Source organism: Nocardia takedensis NBRC 100417 (assembly GCF_000308695.1).
GTDB lineage: Bacteria > Actinomycetota > Actinomycetes > Mycobacteriales > Mycobacteriaceae > Nocardia > Nocardia takedensis.
The window spans coordinates 172,387-194,320 of record NZ_BAGG01000061.1 but is presented as its reverse complement, the minus strand read 5'-3'; the positions used below and the strand labels follow the sequence as shown (position 1 = coordinate 194,320).

Genomic DNA, 21,934 nt, shown 5'->3' with positions numbered 1-21,934 from the left:
GCTCCTCCAGCTCACGACACACCGAGGTCGTGGTCGATCAGGTCGAAAATCTCGTCGTCGTCCGCCGCGCTGAGGTCGCCGTCGTCCTCGGCCCGCGCGCCCCGATCCAGCGACCACAGCACCGATTTCAGGCGGGCGGTCAGGGTGCGCGCGGCGTGCGGGTCCTCGGCCAGGTCCGCGACCGAACCCGCCCAGGCGTCCAGGTCGGCGACCGCCGCCGCGACCGGGTCGGGGGCGGAACTCGGCAGCAGCGCGGTCACGAAATCGGTGAGCGCGGCGGCGGTCGGATGGTCGAACAGCACCGTCACCGGCAGATTCGCACCGGTCGCCGTGCTCAACCGGTTGCGCAGATCCACCGAGGCCAGCGAGTCGAAGCCGAGTTCGCCGAAGGAGCGCTCGGGATCGAGGACCGTGCCCGGTTCGTGGCCGAGCACTGCCGCGACGTGCGCGGTCACCAGATCCAGCACCAAGCGGCGCTGTTCGGGCGCGGGCCGTCCTTCGAGCCGCGCCAGGAGTGACGCGCCGGGGACCTCCTCGGCGGAACGCGCGGCGCGCACGTCGTCCAGATCGCGCAGCACCGCCGCGGGTCGGCCCGCCTGGAATCGGTCCACGAAGACCGGCCAGTCGACGTCGGCCACCAGCAGGAATCCCTCGTCGTCGGCCAGCGCCTGTTCCAGGACGGTGAAAGCCCGCGCACGCGGGATCGGGCGCAGGCCGCGCGCCGCGAGTCGCGCGCCGACCTCCCCGCCCGCCATGCCGTCCGCCCCGCCCAGCGCGCTCCAGGCGAGGCTGAGGCCGGGCAGGCCGAGGGTGCGGCGATGGTGGGCCAGAGCGTCGAGGGAGGCGTTGGCGGCGGCGTAGGGGCCTTGGCCCGCCGCGCCGACCGTCGCGGCCATCGAGGAGAACAGGACGAAGGCCGCGAGATCGCGGTCGCGGGTCAGTTCGTGCAACAGCGCCGCGCCGGTGACCTTCGGGCGCAGGACCCGGTCGACCCGGTCGGGGGTGAGGGTCGTCAGCAGACCGTCCGCGAGTTCGCCCGCGGCGTGCAGCACCGCGGCCACCGGCGTGCGGTCGAGGATGTCGCGCAAGCGGTCCGCGTCGGTGACATCGGCCGCCTCGATCCCGACCCGCGCGCCGAGTTCGGTCAGTTCCGCGCGCAGCGCCTCCGCCCCCGGGGCGGCTGGACCGCGCCGACTCAGCAGCAGCACCTCGCGGGCTCCCCCGCGCACGACACGGCGGGCCAGATCGGCCCCGACTCCCCCCGTGCCGCCGGTATCAGAACAGCCCCCGGCAGGTCCCAACTCCACGGGGCGGGCACGACCGGACGGGCCCGGACCAAACGACGGACAAGGGTCCGGTCCGCTCGCAGCGCGAGGTGGCGGTCTTCGTCGGCGTTCGCGAGGACCTCGCCGAGGCGGGCGATCTCGGCCGGCGAGCCCAGATCGACTATGCCGCCCCACCGGTCGGGCTGCTCGAGGGCCAGGGTGCCCGCCAGCCCCCAGGCCAGGGCCTGCTCCGGGTCGACTGGTTCGTCCCCGGTGACGGCAACGCCGCGGTGGGTGAGCAGGTGAACCCGCGCGGTGGTGCCGGCCAGCAGGTCCAGGACGGTCGACACGATATTCGCGTCGGCGGTGACGAGGATATCGGTGGGTTCGCCCTCGGCGCGGTTGTCGAGTACCCGAGCGCCTTGCGCGGTCAGGGCGGCGCGGATCGAGGCGTGCCGACCGTCGTCCGGGCCTGTCAGTAACCAGGTGCGGTCCGCGAGATCGTTGCCGGTAGACCGTGATTCGGGCGAGGTCCACTCGACGCGGTAACGCCAGGTGTCGGTTTCGGCGCGGGGGCGGGTGGGTTCGGGGCCGGTCAGCCAGTAGCGGCGGTGGTGGAAGGCGTAGGTGGGCAGGTCGATTCGACGGGCTCCGGGGAACACGGCCGACCAGTCGAGGGAAGCGCCGCTCACGAACAAATCGCCCAAGGCGGTGCGGAGCGCGGGGACCTCGGGACGGTCGCCGCGCAGGGTCGCGATGGCGCGGCCTTCGGTCACCACACCGGACAGCACCGGGCGGGGGCCCAGTTCCAGGAAGCGGGTGACGCCCTGGTGGACGAGGTGGTCGAGACCGTCCCCGAAGCGGACCGCGCGGCGGACCTGCCGCACCCAGTACGCGGGTGTGGTGAGGGCGTCGGCGCGGGTGCCCGTGACATTCGAGACGACCGGAATGGTCGGTTCGGCGAAAACGACGGTGTTCAAGACTTTCTCGAACTCGGCCAGCATCGGTTCCATCAGCGCCGAGTGGAAGGCGTGCGAGACCGCCAGTCGCTTCACCCGGATGCCGGCGGCCGGCGCGGCGGCGAAACGGTCGACGGCGTCGGCCGCGCCGGACACGACCACCGAGGTCGGGCCGTTCACCGCGGCGATCTCCACGCCCTCGGGCAGCAGCGCGAGCAGATCGGCTTCCGCGCATTCCACCGCGAGCATCGCGCCGCCCTCCGGCAGCGCCCGCATCAACCGGCCCCGCGCCGCGACGACTTTCACCGCGTCGGGCAGCGACCAGACGCCCGCGACGTGCGCGGCCACCAGTTCGCCGATCGAATGCCCGATCAGGTGGTCCGGGCGCAGACCCCACGATTCCAGCAGGCGGAACAGCCCGAGTTCCACCGCGAACAGCGCCAGTTGCGCGAAATCCGTGCGCTCCAAAGCTTTCTCGTCCGCACCCCACATGACCTCACGCACCGGGAGATCGGTCTCGGCGAACACCGCGTCCAGCGTCGCGGCGAACACCGGGTATTCGGCATACAGTTCCCGCCCCATCCCCGGACGCTGAGCGCCTTGACCGGGGAACATCACCGCGGTCTTGCCCGGACGCTCGATCCGGCCGGTGAGCACGCCCGCCGTGTCGCCTTCGGCGAGAGCCCGCACCTGTTCGGTGAGAACTTCGCGATCGCGGCCGGTCACCGCCGCGCGGTACTCGAACGGGGAGCGAGTCGTGGCCAGGGAGAAGCCGACATCGGCGGGATCGAGTGCCGGGTGCGCGCGCAGGTGGGCGAGCAGTCGCGCGGCCTGGGCGCGCAGGGCCTCGGGGGTGCGGGCCGAGAGAACCCAAGGTTGTGCGGAGTATCGCGACGCGGCCGCGGCATTCGGTTCGGGCTGTCGCCCCGACTCCGCCTCGCCCGGCCGATCGGTCCGCGCTCCGGTTGCCGCCGAGTGGATTTCGGCGGCGGTATCCGGCCTTGGCCCCCGCTCCGTCGGTGTTCGCGGTTGCGGACCGCCCAAGGGTTCGAGTCGCGAATCGACCGAGAGTCCCGGTTGCGGTTCGGCCAGGATGACGTGAGCGTTGGTGCCGCTGACGCCGAAAGCCGAGACGCCGACCCGACGGATCATGCCCTCCGCGACTTCCCATGCGGTGTTCTCGGTGACCGGGCGCACCGCCCCCACCGACCAATCCACCTTGCTCGACGGGGTTTCCGCGTGCAGGGTGCGGGCGATGGTCTTCGCGTTCAACGCCATGACCGACTTGATGACCCCGGCGATCCCGGCGGCGGCCTGGGTGTGCCCGATATTCGACTTCACGGTGCCCAGCGCGACCGGGGTCGGCCGGGCGCGCCCGTAGGTGGCGAGCAAGGCCCCGGCCTCGATGGGGTCGCCCAAGGTGGTGCCGGTGCCGTGCGCCTCGATGACGTCCACGTCGGCGGCGGTCAGCCCGGCCTCGGCCAGCGCCTGCCGGATGACCCGCTGTTGGGCGCGGCCGTTGGGGGCGGTCAGGCCGTTGGAGGCCCCGTCCTGGTTCACCGCCGAGCCCGCCAGCACGGCGAGCACCGGATGGCCTGCCCGACGAGCGTCGGAGAGTCGTTCCAGCAGAACGAGTCCGGCTCCCTCGCCCCAGCCCACGCCGTCGGCGCCGTCGCCGAACGCCTTGCACCGCCCGTCGGGGGCGAGTCCGCGCTGCCTGCTGAATTCCACCAGCACGGCCGGGTTGGCCATCACCGCCACGCCGCCCGCCAGCGCCAGCGTGCACTCCCCCGCGCGCAGCGATCGCGCGGCCAGGTGCAGGGCGACCAGCGCGGACGAACAGGCGGTGTCGAGGGTGACGGCGGGGCCTTCGAGGCCGAGTTGGTAGGCGACACGTCCGGTCAGCACGCTCGGCACGGTCCCGATGAGCAGGTTGCCCTCGACGCTCGCGGGCGCGCGGCCCGGATCGCCCCCGTACTGGAAGGAGGTCGCGCCGGCGAACACCCCGGTCGGTGTGCCTGCCAGCGACAGCGGGTCGATGCCCGCGCGTTCCACCGTCTCCCAGGCGATTTCGAGCAGCAGTCGCTGCTGCGGGTCCATCGCCAGTGCCTCGCGGGGCGAGACGCGGAAGAATTCGGCGTCGAAATCGCCCGCGTCGTACAGGAACGCGCCTTCGCGGGTGTAGCAGGAGCCCGAACGCTCCGGGTCGGGGTCGTAGAGGTCTTCCAGATCCCAGCCCCGGTCCGTCGGGAACGGTCCGACCGCGTCCACGCCGTCGAGCACCAACCGCCACAGGTCTTCCGGTGACCGGACGTCGCCGGGAAAACGGCAGCCCATGGCGATGATCGCGATCGGTTCGTTCTCGCGCGCCTCGGCTTCGCGCAACTGCTGCCGGGTGCGCTGGAGGTCGCCCGACACCCGTTTGAGGTAGTCGAGCAGTTTCTCTTCCCGGGGATTGGTCACAATTCACGCCCCGAGTTCGTTGTCGATGAAGTCGAAGATCTCCTCGGCCGTCGCGTCGGCGACACCGTTGCCGCCGATCGCGCCGTCGTCGTAGCGCGCCAGCAGCACCCGCATCCGCGCCACCGCCCGCGTGCGCTCGCCCGCGTCGTCGGGACCGAGTCGCGACAGCGCCGACTCCAGTCGGTCCAGTTCGCCCTCGACCGACGCGTAGTCCTGGGACAGTTCGGCCAGCAGGTGCTCGGCCAGCGCGGTCGCGGACGGATGGTCGAACACGACCGTCGTCGCCAAGCGAACGCCGGTGGCCAGGGTGAGCCGATCGCGCAGTTCCACCGCCGTCATCGAGTCGAAGCCGAGATCGGTGAAGGCCAGGTCGGCGGGCAACGTCTCCGGGGAGTCGTGGCCGAGGACCGCCGCCACGTTGTCGCGCACGACCGCGTGCACGGCCTGCGCGCGGTCGACGCCGGGCAGTTCGGCCAGCGTCGACGCGAGACCGTTCCGCTCGGTGACCGTTTCCGCCGTGACCGCCGCGGCGCGGACCTCCGGCAGATCCGCCAGCAACGGCCGTTCGCGGCCGACGGAGTACGCGGCGGCGAACCGCTCCCACCGCACGTCGGCGATGACCGCGGCGGCCGTGTCCGCGCCGATCGCCCGCCGCATCGCTTCGATCGCGCCCGCCGGGGCCATCGGCGCCAACCCCCGCCGCACCAGCAGGTCCTCGACCTCGTCGCCTTCGATCATGCCGCGCCCCGCCCACGGCCCCCAGGCGATCGACGTCGCTCGGTGACCGGCCGCGCGCCGCTGTTCGGCGATCGCGTCCAGGATCGCGTTGGCGGCGGCGTAGGCGCCCTGGCCGCCGCTGCCCCAGGTCGCGGCGATCGAGGAGAACAGGACGAAGGCGTCCAGGTCGTCGCTGCGGAACAGCCGGTCCAATTCCTGTGCGCCGACGACCTTTCCGGCGGCAGCGGCGGCCAGATCGGCCGGCGTCAACTCGGCGATCCTCCCGAAGTCCACGACGCCCGCGGCGTGCAGGACCGCCCGCATCGGCGGGCCGTCGGCCTTCGTCCGTTCCACCAAGGCGCGGACCGCTTCCCGGTCGGCGGTGTCGCAGGCGACGAGCACGACTTCCGTTGCCAGGGCGGACAATTCGTCGCGCAACGCACGCGCGCCGTGCGCGTCGGGGCCGCGACGCGAGGCGAGAACGAGCCGGGCGGCGCCGTTCGTCGCGGCCCAGCGGGCGATCTGCGCGCCGAGCCCACCCGTGCCGCCGGTGATCAGCACCGTGTCGCGAGGCGTCCAGCCCGAACCGAGGGGCGCCGCGCGCCGGAGCCTGCGCGCGCGGACCACGCCGCGCCGCAACGCCACTTGGTCCTCACCACACCGCAACGCACCCGGGAGGTGGGCCGCCGTGTGCTCGTCGAGGACGGCGGGCAGATCGATGAGCCCCACCGGGCGGCGTGGTTCCTCCAGGGCCAGAACGCGTCCCAGACCCAGAACAGCCGCCTGAGCGCCGCCGCGCGCCCGGTCTCCCTCGGCGACCACGAGGGTGTCCCGGGTCGCGAGCCACAGCGGAATCCCGACGGACCCGAGCGCTTGGATCAGCGCGAGGGTGAGCACCGAACCAACGGTCAGCGAGTCGAATTCGGCATCCGGCTGCTCCGCGAGCGCGAGCAGGGAGAACACCCCGGTGAACTCGGCATCGGCCAGTGCGGCATGGACCCGGTCGGCGAGCGCGGAAGCATCTGCCGGGGCGATCTCGACGCATACGCACCGTCTCCCCAGGGCGGTGCGGACCGCCGCCACGAACTCCTCGTCGGCGTACGCGGCCGGGACCACGATCAACCATCCGCCATCGAGGTCGACCGGGGCGGTAGGCGCGGCCGGTGACGAAGCGGAGTCGACGGGACGCCAGTCGATTCGGTAGTGCCAGGACTCCGTGGCCGAGGGTGCCGCGACGACGTCCGGGGCGTCGAACCAGAGGCGTCGGCGCTGGAACGGGTAGGTGGGCAGGTGAACTCGTGTGGCGGGCGCGGGGTACAGGGCGGTCCAGTCGACGGGGACGCCCGCGACGTGCAGTCGCGCCAACGCCGTGAGCGCCGCCTCGTCCTCGGGAACGTTTCTGCGCGCCACGGCTTCCACGGTGACGCCGCTGTCGAGGCAGTCGCGTAGCGCGGGCGCGAGGACGGGCGTCGGGCCGATGTCGAGAAAGGTGTTGACGCCGTGCCCGGCCAAGGTGGTCACCGCGTCGGCGAACAGCACCGTCGAGCGGATCTGACGCGACCAGTAGTCCGGTTCGGACAGGTCCGCGCGGCCGACCGGTTGTCCGGTGACCGTCGACACCACCGGGATTCGCGGTTCGGCGAAGGCGATCGAGGCGGCGACGGCGCGGAACTCCGCCAGCACCGGATCCATCCGGTGCGAATGGAAGGCGTGCGAGACCCGCAACGCACTCGTCCGATGCCCCGAGGCGGACAGTCGCGCGACGAGTTCGTCCACCGGCCCGACCTCACCCGACAGCACCACCGCGCGCGGGCCGTTCACCGCCGCGATGTCGACCCCGGGTGTGAGCAGCGGCCGTACCTCCGCCGGCGCGATCTCCGCCGCCACCATCGTCCCGCCCTCGGGCAGCCGCCGCATGAGCCCGGCCCGCGCCGCCACCAATCGCGCGGCATCGGGCAAGGACAACGCACCGGCCACGTGCACCGCGGCCAGTTCACCGATCGAATGACCCGCCACGTACTCCGGTTCGACACCCCAGGACAGCAACAGCCGCGCCAGGGCCGTCTGCACGGCGAACAACGCCGGTTGGGCGTAACCGGTCTCGGCCAGCGTCCCGGGGTCGCTCCCCCACATCACCTCGGCCAGTGGGCGATCCGAGTGCGCGTCCAGTGCCGCCGAAGCCTCCTCGAGCGCGTCCGCGAACACCGGGAACCGCGCACGCAGAGCCCGGCCCATCCCGTGGGTCTGCGCGCCCTGTCCCGCGAACAGGAACGCGGTCCGCGCGGTCGAGCGTGCCGTCCCGAGAATCAGCCCGCGCGGGGATTCGCCTGCCGCACAGGCCCCCAAGATGCGTCGCAAGTCCGCGTGATCACGCCCCATCGCGACCGCCCGCTGCTCGAAGTGCGTCCGGGTCGTCGCCAGGGCGTGCGCGACACCCTCCGGGGCGATGATTCCCGAGCCATCCGCGTCCGAGACGTTTCCAACAGGCCCCGAGGCGACCGAATCCCCCGCACCAACGACAACTCCCGAAGACCGCCGATCCGGGGATCCGACCGTGGTCGATGCCCCTTCCGCATCACCGGCGGGTACCGCGTCGACCGAACCCCGCACGCGCACTGGCGCTGAGCCGGCGGGCAACTCGGCCAGAGCGGCGGCTTGCGCGCGCAGGGCGTCGGCGGTACGGGCGGAGAACGGCCACGCGATGAGTCGCGGAGGCTCGGCGTCGGGGGCTGTGCCCGCGGCTGTATCCGCCGCACGGAGGAAGCGCACGGGCGCATCGGTGGACTCGGGGGCGTCGCCCTGTTCCAGGATGACGTGGGCGTTGGTGCCGCTGATGCCGAAGGCGGAGATGCCGGCGCGCCGGGGGTGGGCGGTGTCCGGCCAGGGCCGGGATTCGGTGAGCAGTTCGACGGAGCCCGCGGTCCAGTCGACGTAGGTGCTGGGTTCGTCCACGTGCAGGGTGGCGGGGAGCAGGCCGTGGCGCATGGCCAACACCATTTTGATGACGCCCGCGACGCCCGCGGCGGCCTGGGTGTGGCCGATGTTGGATTTGAGCGCGCCCAGCCACAGGGGGCGTTCCCGGTCGGCGCCGTAGGTGGCGAGCAGGGCTTGGGCCTCGATGGGATCGCCGAGGCGGGTGCCGGTGCCGTGCGCCTCGACGGCGTCGACCTGATCGGCCGACAGGCCCGCGTCGGCGAGCGCTTGCCGGATGACCCGCTGTTGGGACGGCCCGTTCGGGGCGGACAGTCCGTTGGACGCGCCGTCCTGGTTGGTCGCCGAACCCGCCAGTCGGGCGAGGACTTCGTGACCGTGGCGGCGCGCGTCCGAGAGTCGTTCCAGCAGAACGAGTCCGACGCCTTCGCCCCAGGCGGTGCCGTCGGCGGCGGTCGCGAACGCCTTGCAACGGGCGTCGGGGGCGAGACCGCGCTGCCTGCTGAACTCGACGAACAACCCCGGCGTGGACATGATCGTCACACCGCCCGCCACCGCGAGCGAGCATTCCCCGTTGCGCAGCGCCCGCGCCGCCCAGTGCAGGGCGACCAGCGACGACGAGCACGCCGTGTCCAGGGTGACCGCCGGACCTTCCAGTCCGAGGGTGTAGGCGACCCGGCCCGAGACCACGCTCGCCGCGCGGCCGGTGAGCAGGTAGCCCTCCAGATCGGGCGGGGCGTGCCGCAGGTGCGCGGCGTAGTCCTGACCGTTGGTGCCGATGTAGACGCCGGTGTCGCTGCCGCGCAGAGATTCCGGGGTGATACCCGCGCGTTCGAACATCTCCCAGGCCGTTTCCAGCAGCAGTCGCTGCTGCGGGTCCATCGCCAGCGCCTCACGCGGGGAGATGCCGAAGAAGCCGGGGTCGAAATCGTAGGCGTCGTAGAGGAATCCGCCTTCGCGGACGTAGCTCTTGCCATGGACGCCCGGATCCGGGTCGAACAGTTCGGCGACGTTCCAGTTGCGATCCTCGGGGAAGTCCGAGATGACGTCTCGGCCGTCGATCAGCAAGTCCCACAACTGTTCCGGGGTGCGCACCGCACCAGGCAGCCTGCACCCCATGGCGACGATGACGATCGGATCGTCGTCGGCGGCCTTCGCCGTGACGGCGGGACGGACCGGTCCGGCCTGGTCGCCGCGCAGTTCGGCGTCGAGGTGGGCGGCCAGGACGGTGGGGGTCGGGTAGTCGAACAGCAGCGTGGTCGGCAACGGCAGGCCGGTGGCGGTCTTGAGCCGGTTGCGCAGTTCCACGGCGGTGAGCGAATCGTAGCCGGCGTCACGGAACGCCTGGGCCGCGCCGACCGCGTCCGGGGTCGTGTGGCCGAGGACCGCGGCGGCGTGCGCGCGTACCAGCTCGACGAGGACCTGGGTGCGCTCGGGCTGGGACAGGGGTGCGAGTCGCCGCGCCAGCGACGTGTCGGCGGTGCGGGCGCGGGCGGCAGTCCGGCGGGTGCGGGGGCGCACCAGGCCGCGCAGCAGCGGTGCGACGCCGTCGGCCGCACGCTCCCGGACGGCGGACAGGTCGAGATCGACGGGCAGCACGGCGGGCAGCCCGGTCCGCAGCGCGGCGTCGAACAGGGCCGTACCCAGCTCCGACGGCAGGGGCCGCACCCCCGACCGCGCCATCCGCAGACGGTCCAGATCCGTGAGATGCTCGCTCATCTCGCTGCGCTCGTCCCAGAAACCCCACCCCAGCGACACCCCGGGCAGTCCGCTGAATCGGCGGTGCCGGGCGAGCGCGTCCAGGTAGGCGTTGGCGGCGCCGTAGGCGGTCTGGCCCGGTCCGCCGAGCGTGGCGACCATCGAGGAGTACAGGATCAGCGCGACCGGACCCGCCAGTTCGTGCAGGTTGCGCGCCGCGTCGACCTTCGCGCGCAGGACCGCGGCGACCCGCGCGCGGGTCTGGTCGGTGACGACACCGTCGTCCAGGACGCCCGCCGCGTGGATCACGGCGGTCAACGGGGGTTCGACGGTCTCCAACAGCGCGCGCACCTGGTCGCGGTCGGCGACGTCACACGCTCGCACCGTGACGCGCGCGCCGAATTCCGCCGCCTCCGCGACGAGTTCGGCCGCGCCGGGCGCGTCGGGGCCACGACGGCTCACCGCGAGGAGGTGACGCACGCCGTGGCGGGTCACCAAGTGACGGGTGAGCAGCGCGCCGAGCGTGCCGGTCGCGCCGGTGATCAGGACCGTGCCGTCTGCGCTGAAAGGTGCGGCGCTCGGAACTGTTTCGGTGACTCGCGCGAGTCTCGGCACCCGCAGTGCGCCCGCGCGGATCGCGCACTGGGCGGCACCGGAGGCGAGTGCCGCGCGCACCGACTCGGGGGCGGCGTGCTCGTCCAGATCCAGCAGGACCAGACGGTCCGGGTGTTCGCTCTGCGCGGAGCGGACGAACCCCCAGACCGCGGCGGCGGGCAGGTCGAGGATGTCCTCGTCGTCCTCGATCGCGACGGCACGGCGGGTCACGAAGACCAGTCGGGAGGTCTCCGGGAAACCGCCCTCGATCCAGTCCTGGATCAGCGACAGAGCCTGCGCCACCGCGGGTTCGACGTCCAGGTGGCCGGACAGATCGACCAGTACGGCGTCCGGGATGTCCGCGATGTCGGCGAGGTCCGCGTACCGGGGGGCATAGAGTCCGAAAGGATTCGCGGCTTCCGTATCACGGTCGCCCGGGTCGACGCGCCGGGATGCCGTGCTCGCCGGATCGGCCGGGACACTCGCGATCCTGCCCCCGGACGAAGCCGCCCCTGTCACGAGTACGGCGATCGTCTCGGCCGGCGTGGGGGTTTCACTGGTGAGCAGCGGCCAGGTGACTCGGAACAGGGCGTCGGACGGAATGGCCTCAGCGGTGGGGGTCGCCTCGGCGAAGGTCACCGAATCGATCTCCGCCACCGGGTTTCCGAGTACATCGAACAGCGAGACCGTGATCGCCCGGGCACCACGGTCGGTGCCGTCTGCCTCGGCGGTGACTCGCTCGCCCGACCCCGGCCCGCCGTTTCCGGTGGTCGCGACCGGGGCGCGAAGATCGTCGTCGCTGCCGGGGACGATCCGACCGTGCACGGCGGTCCCGGCTGGGGTGTCGAGACCGTGGGAGTTATCGTCGGCACGGGAACCGGGGACGATCCGGGCGCGCACGGTGGTCGCGCCCTCGGCGAAGAGGCTGAATCCGCGCAGTGCGGCGGGTGTCCCGCCGGTGCCGAGACGCAGAACCGTGTCCAGCAACAGCGGGGGCAGGCCGAACGCGCTCCCCTGCGATTCGGCGCTCTCCGGGCCGCTGGGCTCCGACTCCGCCGGAACACCCATCTCCGTGTAGATCTCGTCGCCGACCCGCCAGATCTGGTGTCCGTCATGGGTGTCCGCGACCGCGTCGGCGGGTGGCCATTCGAGGAGTGCGGCGGACGGGGCGGGGGTGTGCGGGTGAGCGGTCGCGTGCGCGTGCCGGGTCCACGGGCCGTCGCCGGTGCGGGAGTGGACGCCGATCTGGCGGGCTCCGGTATCGTCGGCAGCGCCGAGGACCACCTGCACGGTCACGCTCGACCCGGCGGTGAGGGTGAGCGGGGCGTCGGTGGACAGGTCGGCCAGGTGGTCGGTCCCGACTCGGCCCGCCGAGTGGGCGGCCAGTTCGGCGAATACTGCCAAGGGGACGACGACGCGCCCGTCCTCGGCGAACTCCGACAGCCACGGGTGGGCGCGTTCGGACAGCAGGCCGGTGAGCACCACCCCGTCGCCGTCGGCCAGTTCCAGGGCCGCGCCGAGGATCGGGTGGTCGGTGCGGGTCAGACCCGCGGCGCCGACGTCGCCGCCGGTCGTGGGGGTCAGCCAGAAGCGGGTGCGCTGGAACGGATAGGTCGGCAGGGCGACCGCGCCGCGGCCCGCGCCGAAGCAGGCGTTCCAGTCGACGGTCACCCCGCCGACCCACGCCTCGGCCACCGAGGTCAGCATCCGCGCGGGGCCGCCCTCGTCGCGGCGCAGCGACGCGACGGTGAGCACAGGCTTGCCCACGTCGTCGGCGGTGTCCAGCAGGGCCGAGACCAGGACCGGATGACTGCTCGCCTCGACGAAGACGGTGTGGTCGGCGGCGAGCAGGGCGCGGGTGGCGTCCTCGAAACGGACCGGCTCGCGCATGTTCCGGTACCAGTACCCGGCGTCCATCGCGGAGGTGTCGAACAGGCCGCCGGTCACCGTGGAATAGAACGGGATGCGCGAGGGCCCCGGCGCGACGGGCGCGAGTTCGGTGAGCAGACGTTCGCGCAGCACGTCGACCTGCGCCGAATGCCCGGCGGTGTCCACGCCCGGCACCCGCCGGGCTTTCACGCCCTCGGCGACCAACTCGGCGAGCAGGGCGTCCAGATCCGTCGGGTCGCCCGCCAACGCCACCGAGCCGGGCGAGTTCACCGCCGCGACGGCGACGGAATCCGGTAGGCGACCCGCGATTCGCGCGACGGGCAGCGTCACCGAGGCCATCGCCCCTTTGCCGCGCAACTCCCACCACGCCTGACTGCGCAGCGCCACCACCATGGCCGCGTCGCGCAGCGGCAACCCGCCCGAGACGTACGCCGCCGCGATCTCGCCCTGCGAATGACCCACCACCGCATCGGGAATCACCCCGTAGGCCCGCCACAGCCGGGCCAGCGACACCATCATCGTGAACAGCACCGGCTGCACCACATCCACCCGCGCCAGGTCGGGTGCACCGTCGACCTGGCGCAGGACCTCCAGGACCGACCAGCCGGTGAACTCCCGCAGCGCCGCGTCACACGCCCGCGCCTGTTGCGCGAATTCCGGTGCGGTGTCGAGCAGTTCGCGCCCCATGCCGATCCACTGCGGCCCCTGCCCCGGGAACACGAGCACCACCTTCGGCGACCCGACCGCCCGACCCCGCACCACACTCGCGTCCGGCGTGCCCGAAGCCAGCGCCGCCAACCCGCGCCGGTGTTCCTCGGGGCTCCGGGCGATCACCACGGCGCGGTCCTCCAACGCCGCACGGGTGTTGACCAGCGACCAACCGACATCGGCGGATCTGGCGAGTCCTCCGGCAGGACCCCGGACTGCTACATCGACCGCGGGACTCGCCGGCTCGGCGGGACCGTCATCGGACAGCCCACCCTTTCTGGCACTCCGGTGAGTCGCCGGGTTCGCGAGATCGCCACCGATCGCCGAGCCGTCGTCACCGCCCAAGCGACTCGCCGGGTCGGGCGACGGCCTGCCCGCGCCATCCCCGACGGCGACGGTCGGGCCTGTGTTTCCGCCATCCGACGCGAGTGGACCTGCGGCCTCGGTCCAGGCGAGCAGTTGTTCGGCGCGGGCATACAGTGCGTCCTCGCCACGCGCGGACAGGACCCAGGGGATGACCGCCGAGCCGGTCGCCGGCGACACCGGCCGAGGCTGTGATTGCGGCTGGTGCTGCGAAACCGACTGTGGCTGCGCCGAATACAGCCCCGATGGAGACAGCGGCCGAGGCTGTGACATCGCCTGCGGTTGTGATCGCGGCAGCGGTAACGCCTCGGGCTGGGTTGATGATTCCGCGTGCGGCTCGGGCTGCCGGGACGAATCCGGCAGCGGCCGTGCCCGGACCAGCGAATCCGAAAGCGGCTGGGGCGCTTGCGGCGATATGGGCTGCGGCGGGGAGGGCGACAGTGCGACGGTCGGCGCTTGTTCCAGGATGACGTGGGCGTTGGTGCCGCTGATGCCGAACGAGGACACGCCCGCTCGGCGGGGTGCGCCGGTTTCGGGCCAGGGGGTCGGTTCGGTCAGCAGGCGCAGCGTGCCCGTCGACCAGTCGATGTGGGGTGAGGGTTGTTCGGCGTGCAGGGTTTTCGGGAGGACGCCGTGGCGCAGGGCGAGGACCATCTTCAGGACGCCCACGAGTCCGGCGGCGGCCTGGGTGTGGCCGATGTTGGATTTCACCGTGCCCAACAGCAGGGGGCGTTCCCGGTGACGGCCATAGCTTTCCAGGAGCGCGCCCGCCTCGACGGGATCGCCGAGGGCAGTGCCGGTGCCGTGTGCTTCGACCGCGTCGACGTCGGCCGCGCCCAGGCGCGCGTCTTCCAGCGCGGCGCGGATGACGCGTTGCTGGGCACGACCGTTCGGGGCGGTCAGGCCGTTGGACGGGCCGTCCTGGTTGATCGCCGAACCGCGCACCACGGCGAGGACTTCGTGTCCGGCCGCGCGGGCGTCGGCGAGGCGTTCCACCAGCACGACGACCGCGCCTTCGCTCCATCCCGTTCCGTCGGCGCGCGCCGAGAACGCCTTGCACCGACCGTCCGGGGACAGTGCGCGCTGACTGCTGAGTTCCACGAAGATGTCCGGGTTCGCCATCACCGTGACACCGCCGACCAGGGCCATCGAGGTCTCGCCCGCGCGCAGCGAGCGGCAGGCCAGGTGCAGGGCGGTCAGCGACGCCGAGCAGGCGGTGTCGACGGAAAGGGCGGGACCGTGCAGGCCCAGCGTGTAGGCGATGCGGCCGGAGGCCACGCTCGTGGTCGTGCCGGTGAGCAGGTAGCCGCTCAGTCCGTCGGGGATCTGGCCCAGGCGTGGCGCGTAGTCCTGCGGCATCGCGCCGACGAAGACGCCGGTGTCGCTGCCGCGCAGCGTGTTCGGGTCGATGCCCGCGCGTTCGAGGGTTTCCCAGGACAGTTCCAGCAGCAGGCGCTGCTGCGGGTCCATCGCGGTGGCCTCGCGCGGGCCGATGCCGAAGAAGTCGGCGTCGAACAGGTCGGCGTCGGGGAGCAGTCCGCCTTCCCGGACGTAGCTGCGGCCGGGCCGGTCCGGATCGGGGTCGTACCAGCTGTCGATGTCCCAGCCGCGCGACTCCGGGAACGGGGCGATCACGTCCCGCCCCTCGGTGAGCACCTGCCACAGGTCCTCGGGGTCGCGCACCCCGCCGGGCAGTCGGCAGCTCATCGCGACGATCGCGATCGGTTCGTCGACCGCCGTCCGTGTGGCGGTGCCCGGCGCGGCTTCGCTCTCGGGCGCGGGGCTGCCGTGGGCCGCGCGCACCGTCGACAGGTGCGCGGCCAGCGCGGCGGGCGTGGGATGGTCGAACACCACGCTCGACGGCAGGTCCAGTGCCGTGGCGGTATTCAGCGAGCGCACCAGTTCTAGCAGGGCCAGCGAATCGAACCCGAGCTTCTTGAACACCCGGTGCTGGTCCACGGCGGCGGGATCGTCGTGACCGAGCACGGCCGCGACATGGTCACGCACCAACTCGACGGGATCCCGGTCACCCTCGAGGGCCGCACCGGGGCCGGAAGCCGCGCCCGGGTCGACAGTCAGGCCGGCATCGGAGCTACTGTCGACCGCGTCCTTCTCGGCACGGGTGGGGGAACTCTCGGCACGGTCGGAGAACGTGTCGAACCAGTACCGGCGACGGTGGAACACGTAGGTCGGCAATCCACGCGGCCGGGGGCGGGGCCCGCCGAACAGGGCAGTCCAGTCCAGCGGTACGCCGTCGACGTGCAGGCCCGCCGCTACGGCGGTGGCGGCTTCGGGTTCGGGGCGGTCCTTCGGCAGGAACGGGAGGACGACGGGATCGGGTCCGACGACGGCGCGGGTGAGGCCGGCGAGGACGCCGCCCGGTCCGGCTTCGACGTAGCGGGTGACGCCGTGGGCGCTCAGGTGGGCGAGGCCGTCGCCGTAGCGGACGGTGCGGCGGATGTGGTCGGTCCAGTACGCGGGCGCGGTGGCCTCGGCGGCGGTGAGAGGACGACCGGTCACGTTGGACAGCACCGGGATTCGCGGCGCTTCGGCTCGCACGTCGGCCAGGACGGCGGCGAATTCGGCGAGGGCGGGTTCCATCCGGAACGAGTGGAACGCGTGCGAGACGGCGAGACGCTTCACCCGTGTGCCCTGTGCGGCGCAGGCGGCGGCGACTCGGTCGACCGCCGACTCGTCGCCCGAGACGACGACCGCGGCCGGACCGTTGACGGCGGCGATCTCGGCGCCGGCGGGCAGGATCGCCGCGACCTGCTCGACGGTGGCCTCCACCGCGAGCATCGCGCCACCGGGCTCGAGCGCGTCCATCACCCGGCCCCGGGCGCACACCACCCGCGCGGCGTCCTCGAGCGACCACACTCCGGCCAGGTGGGCGGCGACTAGTTCGCCGACGGAGTGGCCGAGGAGGAAATCCGCTCGCACGCGCCAGGATTCGAGGAGGCGGTACAGGGCCGTGCCGAGGGCGAACAGGGCGGGTTGGGCGTAGCGGGTGCGGTCGAGCAGGTCGGGGTCCGATCCCCAGAGCACCGAGCGCAACGGCCGGTCCAGGTGCGGGTCGAGGACGCGCAGGCAGGCGTCGAACGCGGTGGCGAAGACGGGCGTGGCCTCGTACAGGTCGCGGCCCGCGCCGAGTCGCTGCGCGCCCTGCCCCGGGAACAGCACGGCCAGCGCGCCTTCGGCGTGGGTTCGGCCCCGGACCAGGCTCGCGGCGGGGCGGCCCTCGGCGAGAGCGGTCAGACCGCGGCGTAGATCCGCGGAATCCCGGCCGAGGACGACGGCACGATGGGCGAAGGCGGCGCGGGCGGTCGCCAGCGCGTGGCCGACGTCGGCGGGATCGAGATCGCCGGGAATCGAGGCCAGCCGCCGCGCCTGGGCCCGCAAGGCGTCGTCACCGTGCGCGGACAGCACCCAGGGAACGATCGCGGGGCCTGCGCCGGCCGACTCCGGGGCCGGGTGATCCGACAGAACCACATGGCAGTTCGCGCCGCCCATCCCCCACGAGGACACGGCGGCGAGCAACGGGCCCGCGCTCGGCCACGGTTCGAGGGTGCGCTGCACGCGCAGGTTCCACTCGTCCATCGGGATGCGCGGGTGCGGTGTGCGGAAGTTCAGCGAAGCGGGAAGTTGCCGGTGCCGCAGTGCCAGCACGACTTTCAGCAGGCCCGCGATGCCCGCCGCGCCCTCCAGATGCCCGATGTTGGTCTTCACCGACCCGAGACGCAGGGGTTCGCCGGACGGGCGGTCGACGCCGTAGACGGCGGCCGCGCTCGCCGCCTCCACGGGATCGCCGACGGCGGTGCCGGTGCCGTGCGCCTCGAGGTAGTGGACCGCCGCCGGGTCGACGCCCGCCCGCGCCAGCGCGCGCCGCAGCACCTGCTGCTGGGCCGCGCCGTCGGGGGTGGTGAGTGTGTCGCCCGCACCGCTGTTGGTCGCGCTGCCCCGGATCACGCAGTAGACGTCGTCGCCGTCGGCGACCGCCCGCGCCAACGGTTTCAGGACCACCACCGCGCCGCCTTCGCCGCGCACGTAGCCGTTGGCGCGCTCGTCGAAGGCATGGCAGCGGCCGTCCGGGGACAGCGCGCCGAATTCGGCGGTGATCCGCGCGGTGGCCGGGGACAGGTTCAGGTTGACGCCGCCGACCAGGACGGTGTCGGCGTCGCCGGAACGCAGTGCCTCGCACCCCAAATGCACGGCCACCAGCGAGGAGGACTGACCGGTGTCCACGACCAGTGACGGACCGGTGGCGCCGAGGAAGTGGGAGACGCGGTTGGCGATGATGCCGCGATGCTGTCCGGTCAGGGTGCGATGGTCGGTCGGCGCGCCCGCCGCGGCGCGCAGCGCGGCGTAGTCGTCGGCGCAGACGCCGAACAGCACACCGAGGGCCTCGCCGCGCACGGCGTCGGGGGTGATGCCCGCGTCTTCCAATGCTTCCCAGGACAATTCGAGTGCGAGGCGCTGTTGCGGGTCCATGGCCGCCGCCTCGCGGGGGGCGATGCCGAAGAAGTCGGCGTCGAATTCGTCCACGCGGTCGAGGAATCCGCCGTGGCGCGGCGTGCCCGCGAGATCGGCCCGCGCCCAGCGGTCTTCGGGCGGTTCGGCGATCGCCGAGCGTCCTTGCGCCAGCAACCGCCAGAACTCGGCCGGGTCGGCGGCCCCCGGCAGTCGACAGGAGACGCCGACAACCGCGATATCCATCTCAGACATGTGCGAATTCTCCTCGTGCGCGCAGTACACGCCGCAACCGAAATTAACACGGAGACCACCATCGGGTTCAACCCCTAGGCGACCCCTGAGCAATGGTCGGAAACCCCTAGAAACGAGTAACGGATACGGTCGTCGAGAAAGACGGAATCATGGCGAATGATTCCGTCCGAAAGCAGTGTCGGGAGGTCGTCAATTAGTGGCGCGGAGCAGCAATTCGATCGGTAGGTCGGCCCGCCGCTTGACGTCCAGCTTCCGGTATGCGCTGGTCAGATGCTGTTCAACGGTACTGACGGTGATGTGGACGCGGTCGGCGATCTCGCGATTGGTGTGGCCGACGGCGGCCAGCGCCGCGACCCGCTGTTCGGATTCCGTCAGTGCGGTGCGGACCGGGTCGTCGGAGACCGACGCCTGCCGTTCCGATATCTCCCCGGATTCCGGGGAATTGTGCGGCGCCGACCCCGACTTGAATATCCGGTCCAATTTCATCGCGCCGCAGCGCAGTGCCGTCGCCTGATCGCGCTGTCCCAGTGTTTTATGGGTGTCACTGAGTGCGAGCATCGCGCGACTGAGCAGATACATGTCGCCCGAGGCGCGCAGCGAGGTGATCGCCTCGCGCAGGATCGGCACCCGCTGGCGGGCCTGCCGCGCGCAGCCGAGCATCATCGTGGTCAGGCCACGGGTGCGCAGACACCGCGCCCCGGCGCCGTCCAGCAACGCGAACTGTTGCTCCAACAGTCCCTGCGCCGCGCTCGGGTCTCCTTTGCGCAGGTGCACCGCCGCCGCGCCGCTGCGCCACGGGACGAAGGTGGGGGTGTCCATTCCCCAGCCGACCAGCAGCCTGCCGCAGAACTCGAAATCGGCCAGCGCGGCGTCCACGTGACCCGCCGCGAGGTAGTACTGACCGCGCGCGTAGAGGTACTGCGCGCCGTAGCGACTGGCGAAGGTCACCTCCGGCACCGGGCTCTGCACGTATTTCGCGGCGGCGGCGAAATCGTCGAGCGCGGTGCTGGCCAGTACCAGCACGCCGAGGGTGCGTCCGCTCTGCGCGCCCCACCCGTGGGCGGGGATCGCCGAGAGCGCCTTGGCGGCGAAACGGCGCGCGGCCACCAGATGCCCCTGCCGCAAGGCGATCTCCGCGCGCACCGAGCCCAGCACCGCCGACCACAGCGGCACCGACCGGTTCTGCGCGTCGTCGAGCAGTGTCGCGCAGTGCGGCGCGGCGTCGGGGGCCTGCTCGCCGAAGACCAAGGTCTCCAGGGCGGCTTCGGCGATGTCGATGGTCTCGTCGGCCAGTTCCAGCGTGGCGACCACCCGGTGCGCCCGTTCGGCGGCCGAGTCGGCGGGGCCGTGGCTGAGCACCCGGCCCAGCGCTTCGGCGGCGGTGGTGCGCAATTCGTCGTAGACCTGGGCGGGGCGGTCGGGTTCGGTGGCTGCCCGACGGTCGGGGTCGGCGACCAGCGGCGGATAGTTGACCGCGAGAAGCCTCCGGTAGGAGGTGAATTCGGAGACCGCGTGGGTGACGTTGCCGTCGGCGGTCCAGTCGATGACCGCGCCCGCCTCGTCCAGCATGCCCTGCCACACCAACTGCCACAGCAGCAAGCCGCCTTCGCGGTCGGCCAGGTGGTCGTTCTTGTAGGCGTCGAGCAGCGCGCCCATGTGGTGTTTGGCGGCGGCCGGGTCCACGCGCATCTCGGTGCGCGCCAACATGGCCCGGATTCCCGCGCGGGTGCGTTCGGTGTCCGCGGAGGCCATCGCCAGTTCGAGGTAGCGGGTGGCCGAGTCCAGATCCTCGGCCGCGGTGAGCGTGCTGCCGGCGCGGACCAGGATCTCCCGGGACTGCGAATCGGTGGTGCGGCCGGCAGCGGTGAGATGGACCGCGACGCGGGCGGGGGCGACCGCGGAATCGTCGAGGGGCAGTTGCCGGGCGGTGCGGGCGTGCAGGTCATCGAGGCGCTCGCGGCCCGCGCCCGCGAGGATCGCGGCGCGGGCGGCCGGGTGGCGGAACGCGCGGCCGTTCTCGGCGGTGATCCCCATCGCGTCCAGCGCCGCGAGCGCGCCCGCGACCTGTTCCGGTTCACGATCGACCAGGCGGGCCAGGAAGCGGGTGCTCGCGGTGGCGAGGGAGTCCGACGCGGCGAGCACCGCGGCCGCCTCGGCCACGGCCACGACGTGCGCGTCGGCGCGGCGCAGACAGACGGCCACCGCTTGGCCGAACCGCGACCCGCCGCCCGCGGCGGGCGCGTCTTCGGGGGTGTGCGCGTCCTCGAGCAGTGCGCGCAGCAGGCGCGGGTTGCCGCCGGTGGCGCGGTGGTAGCGGGCCGCGAGGTCGGCGGCTTCCGGGATGCCGAAGTGCTCGGCGACCGTCCGCCCGACCCCGGCCTCCGACAGATTCCGCAGCACGAACCGGTGCCAGCCGACCGAGTCGACGGGTTCGATCGGGAGCGCGGGACGGGCCGCCCGCGTGCGCATCGACACCGTGTAGACCAGCGTCAGCAACGTGCCGACCGACCGTTTGGCGAGATGGTGCAGGCAGTTCAGTGACGCGGTGTCGGCGTGGTCGACGTCGTCCACCACGATCAGCACCGGCCCCGTGCCCGCCACCTCGAACAGCGCGTTCGCCAGTTCGTGGGCCAGCCGCAGCGCTTCGGCGTTCGTATTCGTCGTGCGCGCAACCTCTTCGGTGGTGCCTGCCGCGAACATCAGCGAATCCAGGCGGCCGAGCGCGGTATCGACGCGTTCGGTGATCCACGGGGCCGAATGCAGCAGTTGGCACACCACTCCCAGCGGAATCGCGGTCTCGTCCGGCGATCCGGCGGCCATCAGGTAGCGGGTTCCGGTCGCCTCCGCGTCGCGGACCAACTCCCGCAGCAACTCGGTCTTGCCGCTGCCGATACATCCGCCGAACAGCACCACGCCGCTGGAAGTTCCGTGCTCTCCGGCGAGGAGTCTCCCGATGAACGCCCTACCCTCGGACCTTTGACCAAGCATTCGAAAATTCCCCACCTGATGTATCAGCAGCACGACAGTGCGGCGGCGCGTCGTCGCTGCCTCGTCACCCGGACATGACCCGATGATTTCACTTCGTGGACAAGGTTGTTGGCCGAGAATTGCGCCGAAGTGCCTCTCCCGCTTCCCTTCCCACCCTGTTTGATCATGCGATTCGGCAAGTCTAGCCCGATATCCCGGGGCACTGAACCCCTATGCGGGAAGCGCGAAACCCTTGGATGCCAACGCGGTCGAACAATTCGGTGAACAGTCCGAATTCCAGGTTTGAAAACGGAAAACCGGGTTCGCCGGTCGGTGCGGGAGGGGCGCGTCACCTGCGGTGTCCGTCGAACGGCCGACACCGGACCTCGGGGGATTCACGTAATGTTCACAGCCGCGCAGCCGTTTGCGCAACCTCCCGATGGCAAGCGTGGTCACATCGTGACGCAATTCCGGGCACGCCATTCTTCCCGACGCGACCGTCCGGTCGACCGCGCCCGGGGCGGCCCATCACACATCGGTATCGATACCGTCCGGTATTCGCGGGTACGGCGTTGGGCATCGGTCGATTACGAGCGGCCCGGCGACGGGCAGATGAAATCCGACGGAACAGCCGGCGATTCGCCCGCCCACCGGTCG

Annotated in this window: 3 protein-coding genes and 1 pseudogene; all 4 read right to left on the bottom strand. The window is 72.2% G+C overall.

Annotation, left to right across the window (positions count from 1 at the left end; translation table 11 throughout):
* Window positions 1-11: 11 nt before the first annotated feature.
* Window positions 12-1,229, bottom strand: a complete 1,218-nt coding sequence (locus ON30_RS40100; RefSeq protein ID WP_051029261.1) for a beta-ketoacyl reductase — start codon at window positions 1,227-1,229, stop codon at window positions 12-14.
* Window positions 1,196-4,687, bottom strand: a complete 3,492-nt coding sequence (locus ON30_RS13025; protein WP_051029260.1) for a type I polyketide synthase — start codon at window positions 4,685-4,687, stop codon at window positions 1,196-1,198. Before ON30_RS13025 ends, ON30_RS40100 begins: the two co-directional genes overlap by 34 nt.
* A 66-nt stretch (window positions 4,688-4,753) precedes the next feature.
* Window positions 4,754-18,286 (bottom strand): annotated as a pseudogene (locus tag ON30_RS41015) (type I polyketide synthase); the annotation flags it as partial.
* Window positions 18,287-18,499: 213 nt separating this feature from the next.
* Window positions 18,500-21,298 (bottom strand): helix-turn-helix transcriptional regulator, encoded by a 2,799-nt coding sequence (locus tag ON30_RS13015; RefSeq protein WP_083911349.1) that lies wholly within the window; start codon window positions 21,296-21,298, stop codon window positions 18,500-18,502.
* Window positions 21,299-21,934: the final 636 nt, after the last annotated feature.

What these genes read in the sequence shown, in the direction of transcription:
- ON30_RS13015 (WP_083911349.1), bottom strand. Translation starts at nt 21,298, where the DNA reads ATGCTTGGTCAAAGGTCCGAGGGTAGGGCGTTCATCGGGAGACTCCTC.